Source organism: Azonexus sp., assembly GCF_036170495.1.
Lineage (GTDB): Bacteria > Pseudomonadota > Gammaproteobacteria > Burkholderiales > Rhodocyclaceae > Azonexus.
Window position 1 is genome coordinate 1 of sequence record NZ_JAVHPH010000038.1, and the last position, 6,642, is coordinate 6,642.

A 6,642-nucleotide genomic window follows, 5' to 3' on the forward strand; every position below is an offset into this window, starting at 1 on the left:
GTCTTCGTCGATCCGGCCCTGGGCGGCACGGGTGTCTATGACTACGTGGCCAACGCGGTTGCCCCGTTCGACATGACGACGCAAGTGATCAGCCAGCTGTGGGGCGTCGGTACCGTCATCGTCTGGTCCGGTGTGGTGTCTCTGGTGGCTTACAAGCTGGTCGATATCGTTATCGGTCTGCGCGTGCCGGAAGAAGAAGAGCGCGAAGGTCTCGACCTTACCTCGCACGGCGAAAGCGCTTATCACCACTAAGATTTATCTCTGTAGTCTCTCTCCCTTCGGGCACCTTTGGGTGCCCGTTTTTTTGCGGAGAAATTCTTGGAATTTGACCTTATTTTCCGGTTGACCGTGAGGTTCGGTTCGCCGCGGCGCCGGCAAGCGCTTACTTGATGAGCGGCAGGAGCTGGCGGAAGTCGGCGGTGCCGGCCTGATGCAGCCACTCGAAGAGCACCATTTCCGTGGTGACGATTTGCACGCCACCGGCGCGCAGGCGCTCGATGGCGGCGCTGCGGTTTTCCGGCGTCCGTGACGACGTCGCATCGGCGATCAGATAGACCTCGAAGCCGGCGGCGAGCAGGCCGAACGCCGTTTGCAGCACGCAAACATGGGTTTCCGTACCGGTCAGCAGGACTTGCGGCCGTTTGGCGCCGCGCAGCAGATCGACGACGCCGGGCTCGGCGGTGCAGGAGAAATGCGTTTTTTCGAAAAACCGGGCGTCGACCGCAGCGTTGCGGATGGCCTCAAGGCTGGGCCCGAGACCCTTGACGTATTGCTCGGAAACGAAAGCCGGCACGCCGAGTTGCCGCGCTCCTTCGAGCAGGCGAACCGAATTGGCGGTGATCCGCTGGCTATCGTGAATCGTCGGCGCCAGCCTGTCCTGGATGTCGACAACCAGCAGCAGCGAGTCGGCGCGCCGGATCAGCATGGCTTACCTAAAGACGACGGTTTTGTTGCCATGCACCAACACCCGGTCTTCGAGGTGGTAGCGCAGGCCGCGGGCGAGGACGGTTTTCTCGATGTCCTTGCCGTAACGCACCATGTCTTCCGGCGAATCGGAATGGTCGATGCGGATGACGTCCTGCTCGATGATCGGGCCGGCATCGAGTTCGCTCGTCACGTAGTGGCAGGTCGCCCCGATTAGCTTGACGCCCCGCGTGTACGCCTGATGGTAAGGCTTGGCGCCGGCGAAGCTGGGCAGGAAGCTGTGGTGGATGTTGATGATCTTGCCGGCCAGTGCCGCGCACAGTTCCGGCGACAGCACCTGCATGTAGCGGGCGAGGACCATCGAATCGCCGCGCACATCGTCAAAGATGCGCTGTATTTCGGCGTAGGCGGCGGCCTTGTGGTCGGGCGTCACCGCCACATGATGAAAAGGGATGCCGTGCCACTCGACGAAGCCGCGGAAAGTATCGTGGTTGGAGATGACGCACGGAATCTCGATGTCGAGTTCCTTGGCCTGCCAGCGGGCCAGCAGGTCGTAGAGGCAATGTTCCTGCTTGGAAACCATGACGACGACGCGTTTCTTTACCGCGCTGTCGTTGATCTGCCAGGTCATCGCCAGCGGCTCGGCGACCTCGGTGCGGAAGCGTTCGCGGAACTCGGCAAGGAGGAAAGGCAAGGAATCGGCCTTGATCTCGATGCGCATGAAATAGCGACTGGTCAGCACGTCCGAATGGAATCTCGATTCGAGAATCCAGCCGCCGTGTCCGGCAATGAACCCGGAAACCTTGGCGATGATGCCGATCTGATCGGGGCAGGAGGCGGAGAGCGTGTAGAAACGGTCGCTAGGCATTTTTAGTCTTTAGTGGCGCGGTGTTCGTCGTTAGCTAGGGTTTGGCTAATAACTGGCGACTACCGACGGGCAACTAAAAACGCTTGGTCGATTGCGCTGCGCAGATCGTCGTAATTGAGCACGACCGGATACTGCGGGAATTCGCGGATGACGTTCTCGGGCGGGTGGAACAGGATGCCGCCGTGGGCTTCGCCGAGCATCGCCGTGTCGTTGTACGAATCGCCGGCGGCGACGATGGTGAACTTCAGCTCCTTGAAGCGCTTGACCGCTTCACGCTTCTGGTCCGGCATGCGCAGGTGGTAATTGACCAACATGCCCGAAGCGTCGGCTTCCAGCGAATGGCAGAACAGCGTCGGCCAGCCGAGCTGGCGCATCAACGGGTGGGCGAATTCGTAGAAGGTGTCGGACAGGATGACGACCTGGTAATCCTCGCGCAGCTTGTCGAGGAAGGCGCGGGCACCGGGCATCGGGCCCATTTCGCCGATCACCTTCTGGATGTCCGGCAGGCCGAGCTTGTGCTGGCGCAGGATGTTCAGGCGGTAGGTCATGAGCTTGTCGTAATCCGGCTCATCGCGCGTCGTCCGCATCAGCTCGGGAATCCCGGTGCGCTTGGAAAATTCGATCCAGATTTCAGGGACGAGGACCCCTTCGAGGTCGAGGCAGACGATTTGCACGGTTGGGCTCCAGCGGCGAGTTCGGAAAACGGCGATTTTACCCGATGCGGGCTTTGTTTTTGGGCGGTTTTTCCGGTTGGCCGTGGGAATTGGACGTTGTTTTCCGCGCTTGAGATGCGGGCATAGCCAGTGCGTTATTTTCTGGCCAGCCATTTAACGACTGCGGCGTATAGCCGGTCGGGCATCACCGGCTTTGTCAGATAGTCGTCCATGCCCGCGGCGAGGCATTGCCCTTCGGCCTCTTTCGAGGCATTGGCTGTCAAAGCGAGGATGGGTAGCGATTCCAGCCCTGGAATCCCGCGAATTTCGAGCGTGGCGTCGATGCCGCTCATGACCGGCATCTGCATGTCCATCAGGATCAGCCCGTACTCGCGGGTTTTGGCGAGTTCGACGGCTTCCACGCCGTTTTTGGCCTGGTCGATCACGATGCCCGATTCGTCCAGAAGACCGACGATGATTTCCCGATTGATGGGTTCGTCGTCGACCAGCAATATGCGTTGATCGAGGTAATCGTCAATGGGCATTCGAGGTCTTTCTTCTTGGGGAATCGTATTAAGGGGGCGCCATTCCCTAAAAACATAACCCAATATGGGATAACCCACAACCGGTTATTACTGTGTGCAGATGGCCAACCCAATGCACAATTACCGTTACGCGATGCTTCGGGAATTGCTGTCAACGGCCAGGGAGAGCAGCGGATTGACCCAGATTGACGTGGCCAACCGCCTGAAAAAGCCACAAAGCTACGTCTCCAAGTACGAACGCGGCGAACGCCGCCTCGATGTCGTCGAGTTTGTCGACGTCGCGAGAGCCATGGGCATGGACCCGCTCGCGGTTCTCAAGAGCCTGATTGACAAGATGCCATGACTGGTCGTGCTTTAACCAGCTAAACCATCAGTCGATGGATGGCAACGCCTCCAACGCCTCATGGACTTCCAGCCAGCGCATTTCGGCCTCGTCAATCTGTTCGCCAAGCATCCCGGCCTGCTTGTGCATTTCTTCGCTTTTTACCCGGTTGACCGTGGCATAGAAGGCGGGGTCGGCGAACTGGGTGTCCAAAGCCGCTTTTTCCTCGTTCCATTTCGTCAGCTTGCGTTCGATCTGCTCGATTTCCTTGAGCAGCGGCCGGCGTTGGCTGAGCAGGGCCTGCCGGTTGGCCTTGGCATCGGCGCGTTGCGCCAGGCGTTCCGTTTTTTCGGCGGCGACATCGGGCTCCGCCGCCTTCTCGGCATTGCGTTGGGCGGCGAGCCAGGCCGCGTAGTCGTCGAGGTCGCCGTCGAATTCGCTGACTTTGCCGTCGGCCACCAGCAGCAGTTCGTCGGCGCAGGTGCGCAGCATGTGGCGGTCGTGCGAGACGAAGACGACGCCCCCGGCAAAATCCTGCAGGGCAAAGGTCAGCGCTTCGCGCATGTCGAGATCGAGGTGGTTGGTCGGTTCGTCGAGGAGCAGCAGGTTGGGCTTGGTGCGGATGAGCAGGGCCAACGCGAGGCGCGATTTTTCGCCGCCGGAGAAGGGTTCGATGGCGCGCGTCGCCATGTCGCCGCGGAAATCGAAGCCGCCGATGTAGTCGCGCAGTTCCTGTTCGGTGGCCGTCGGGTCAAGGCGGACGAGGTGTTGCAGCGGTGACTCGTCGGGGCGCAGTTGTTCGAGCTGGTGCTGGGCGAAGTAGCCGATGTTGAGCGCCTTGGCTTCCTTGCGCTCGCCGCCTTGCTGGGCGATGGTGCCAGCGAGGAGCTTGATGAGCGTCGATTTGCCGGCGCCGTTGCGGCCAAGCAGGCCGATGCGGCAACCCGGGCGGAGCGTCAGCGTGGCGTGGTCGATGATCTTGTGATCGGCGTAGCCGGCCGAGGCTTTTTCGATGCTGAGCAGCGGGTCGGGCAGGGCGGCCGGCTGGCGGAAGGCGAAATGGAAGGGCGAGTCGACGTGGGCGGCGGCGACCATTTCCATGCGTTCGAGCGTCTTGATCCGGCTTTGCGCCTGGCGGGCCTTGGTCGCCTTGGCTTTGAAGCGTTCGATGAAGCTGGAGAGGTGGGCGATTTCGCGCTGCTGGGCTTCGTAGGACGATTGCTGGGTGGCGAGGCGGGCGGCGCGGGCCCGTTCGTAGTCGGAATAGCCGCCGCTGGTCAGGGTCAGGCGCTGGAGGTCGATGGCGATGATCTGGCCGACGACGGCGTCGAGGAAGTCGCGGTCGTGCGAAATGAGGAGCAGCGTCGCCGGCGTGTTCTTCAGCCAGTTTTCCAGCCAGAAGACGGCGTCGAGGTCGAGGTGGTTGGTCGGCTCGTCGAGCAGCAACAGGTCGGCGCGGCAGGACAGGGCGCGGGCGAGGTTGAGGCGGACGCGCCAGCCGCCGGAGAATTCGGCGACTGAACGCTGAAAGTCAGCATCGGTGAAGCCCAGGCCGTGCAGGACTTCGGCGACGCGGGCCTTGGCCGAATAGCCGTCAATGTCAGCGTAGCGGGCGTGCAGATGGCCGATGGCAACGCCGTCGCCCTTGGCTTCGGCGTCGACCAGTTCGCGTTCGATGCGGCGGAGTTCGACGTCGCCGTCGAGGACGAAATCGATGGCGGCATCGGGCAGGGCGGGGGTTTCCTGGGCGACACGGGCGATGTGCCAGCTGGCCGGGATTTCGACGTTGCCGGATTCGGCGTGTAGTTCGTTGGCGAGCAGCGCGAAGAGGCTGGATTTGCCGCAGCCGTTGGCGCCGACGACGCCGACTTTCCAACCGGGGTGGAGCTGGACGGAGGCGTCGATGACGAGCGGACGGCCGGCGCGGGCGAAGGTGACTTGGCGGAGGGCGATCATGAGGGGGCTGATTATAGCGAGGCAGGGTCCGGAAACGGATTTTTCGGCGTTGCAGCCGACGCCCACGGTCAACCGGAAAAATGGCCAAAATTTGAAACATTACAACGGCTTGCCGCGCCGTTCAGGCAGTTTGGCTAGGATTTGCGGCAGCCTGCTAGAATCACCGCATGATCAAGCAGATCCGTACCGACCAGCTCAAGCCGGGCATGTTCATTCATGACCTCAATTGCGGCTGGCTCGATCATCCCTTCATGTCGAGCACCTTCCACGTGCGCGACCAGGCGACCGTGGACAAGATCGTCGAAATCGGCATCCGCGAGCTCTACATCGATACGCTCAAGGGGGCCGATGTGTGGGAGGCGCGCACACAGAGCGAGGTCAATGCCGATCTTGACCGCCGCCTCCAGGAAATCGCCGAAAAGCCCGTCGACAAGCCGGTGGTGGCTAACCTCAAGGACGAAGCCGTGCGCGCCCGGCGCTTGCATGGCGAGGCCAACAAGGTGATCCGGCAAGTGCTCGACGACATCCGTTTTGGCCAGAAGGTCCGGGTCGACCGTGTCGAGCCGCTGGTCGATAGCATGGTCGACTCGGTTTTCCGCAATCAGGATGCCCTGTTGCCGCTGGCCCGCCTGAAAAACCTCGACGATTACACCTTCGAGCATTCGGTCGGCGTCAGCGCGCTGCTCGTCGCTTTCGGCCGGAGCATGAAGCTGCCCAGGGAAACCATCCGGGAAATCGCCCTCGGCGGCCTGCTCCACGACATCGGCAAGGCGCAGATTCCCGACGCCATCCTCAACAAACCGGCCAAGCTGACCGATGACGAATTCGCCCGCATGCAGTCGCACGTCGCCGAGAGCTTGCGCCTGCTCGAAGACGTGCCGGGGATCAGCCTCGCCACCGAGCAGGTGGTCGGCGAACACCACGAACGCTTCGACGGCACCGGCTATCCGCACAAGAAGGTCGGCGCCGGCATTTCCCTCTACGGCCAGATGGCCGCCATCGTCGACGTCTACGACGCCATCACCTCGGAGAAGGTCTATAACCGCGGCATGCCGCCGACGCAGGCGCTCAAGAAGTTGCTCGAATGGAGCAATCACCATTTCGATCCGCAACTGGTGCAGGCTTTCATCCGCACCATCGGCATTTACCCGACCGGTTCGCTGGTTCGCCTCGAAAGCAAGCGGCTGGGCGTCGTCATCGAGCAAAACGAAGGCAAGCTGCTCGAACCCGTCGTCCGCGTTTTTTACCATGCCGGCCAGCAACACTACGTCCCGCCCGAGATCGTCGATCTCGCCAAGGTGCCGGACCGCATCGCCAGTTTTGAGAGTTACGAAAAATGGAAAATCGACCCCTATCATTGGTTGCCGGCCTGAT

7 protein-coding genes and 1 pseudogene are annotated in these 6,642 nt (G+C 61.6%); 3 read left to right on the forward strand and 5 right to left on the reverse strand.

The features are described from left to right. A pseudogene (locus ADADOO_RS01370) lies at positions 1 to 252 on the forward strand (ammonium transporter); the annotation flags it as partial. 130 nt (positions 253 to 382) lie between these two features. On the opposite strand, the gene ADADOO_RS01375 reads toward ADADOO_RS01370, so the two are convergent. From ADADOO_RS01375 to ADADOO_RS01390, 4 genes are all read right to left on the reverse strand, one after another. Beyond that, entirely contained in the window at positions 383 to 925 is a 543-nt protein-coding gene (locus ADADOO_RS01375; RefSeq protein ID WP_511274373.1) for a hydrolase, read from the reverse strand. Between the two features lie 3 nt (positions 926 to 928). Further along, a complete protein-coding gene (gene purU / locus ADADOO_RS01380) occupies positions 929 to 1,792 on the reverse strand; it encodes a formyltetrahydrofolate deformylase (RefSeq protein WP_511274374.1) in 864 nt (287 codons plus the stop codon). A gap of 59 nt (positions 1,793 to 1,851) precedes the next feature. Then, positions 1,852 to 2,466, reverse strand: a complete 615-nt coding sequence (gene thrH, locus ADADOO_RS01385) for a bifunctional phosphoserine phosphatase/homoserine phosphotransferase ThrH (RefSeq protein ID WP_511274375.1) — start codon at positions 2,464 to 2,466, stop codon at positions 1,852 to 1,854. A 134-nt stretch (positions 2,467 to 2,600) separates the two neighbouring features. Continuing rightward, positions 2,601 to 3,068, reverse strand: coding sequence for a response regulator (locus ADADOO_RS01390; RefSeq protein WP_511274376.1), 468 nt, complete (start codon positions 3,066 to 3,068; stop codon positions 2,601 to 2,603). Between the two features lie 55 nt (positions 3,069 to 3,123). Here ADADOO_RS01390 and ADADOO_RS01395 point away from each other — a divergent pair, with 55 nt between their 5' ends. Next, positions 3,124 to 3,333 (forward strand): helix-turn-helix domain-containing protein, encoded by a 210-nt coding sequence (locus ADADOO_RS01395; RefSeq protein ID WP_511274379.1) that lies wholly within the window; start codon positions 3,124 to 3,126, stop codon positions 3,331 to 3,333. A gap of 27 nt (positions 3,334 to 3,360) precedes the next feature. On the opposite strand, the gene ADADOO_RS01400 is transcribed toward ADADOO_RS01395, so the two are convergent. After that, on the reverse strand, positions 3,361 to 5,268 hold the full coding sequence (locus tag ADADOO_RS01400; protein ID WP_511274377.1) for an ATP-binding cassette domain-containing protein: 1,908 nt from the start codon (positions 5,266 to 5,268) through the stop codon (positions 3,361 to 3,363). A 167-nt stretch (positions 5,269 to 5,435) separates the two neighbouring features. On the opposite strand from ADADOO_RS01400, the gene ADADOO_RS01405 reads away from it, so the two are divergent. Then, on the forward strand, positions 5,436 to 6,641 hold the full coding sequence (locus tag ADADOO_RS01405; protein WP_511274378.1) for an HD-GYP domain-containing protein: 1,206 nt from the start codon (positions 5,436 to 5,438) through the stop codon (positions 6,639 to 6,641). Position 6,642 lies beyond the last annotated feature (1 nt).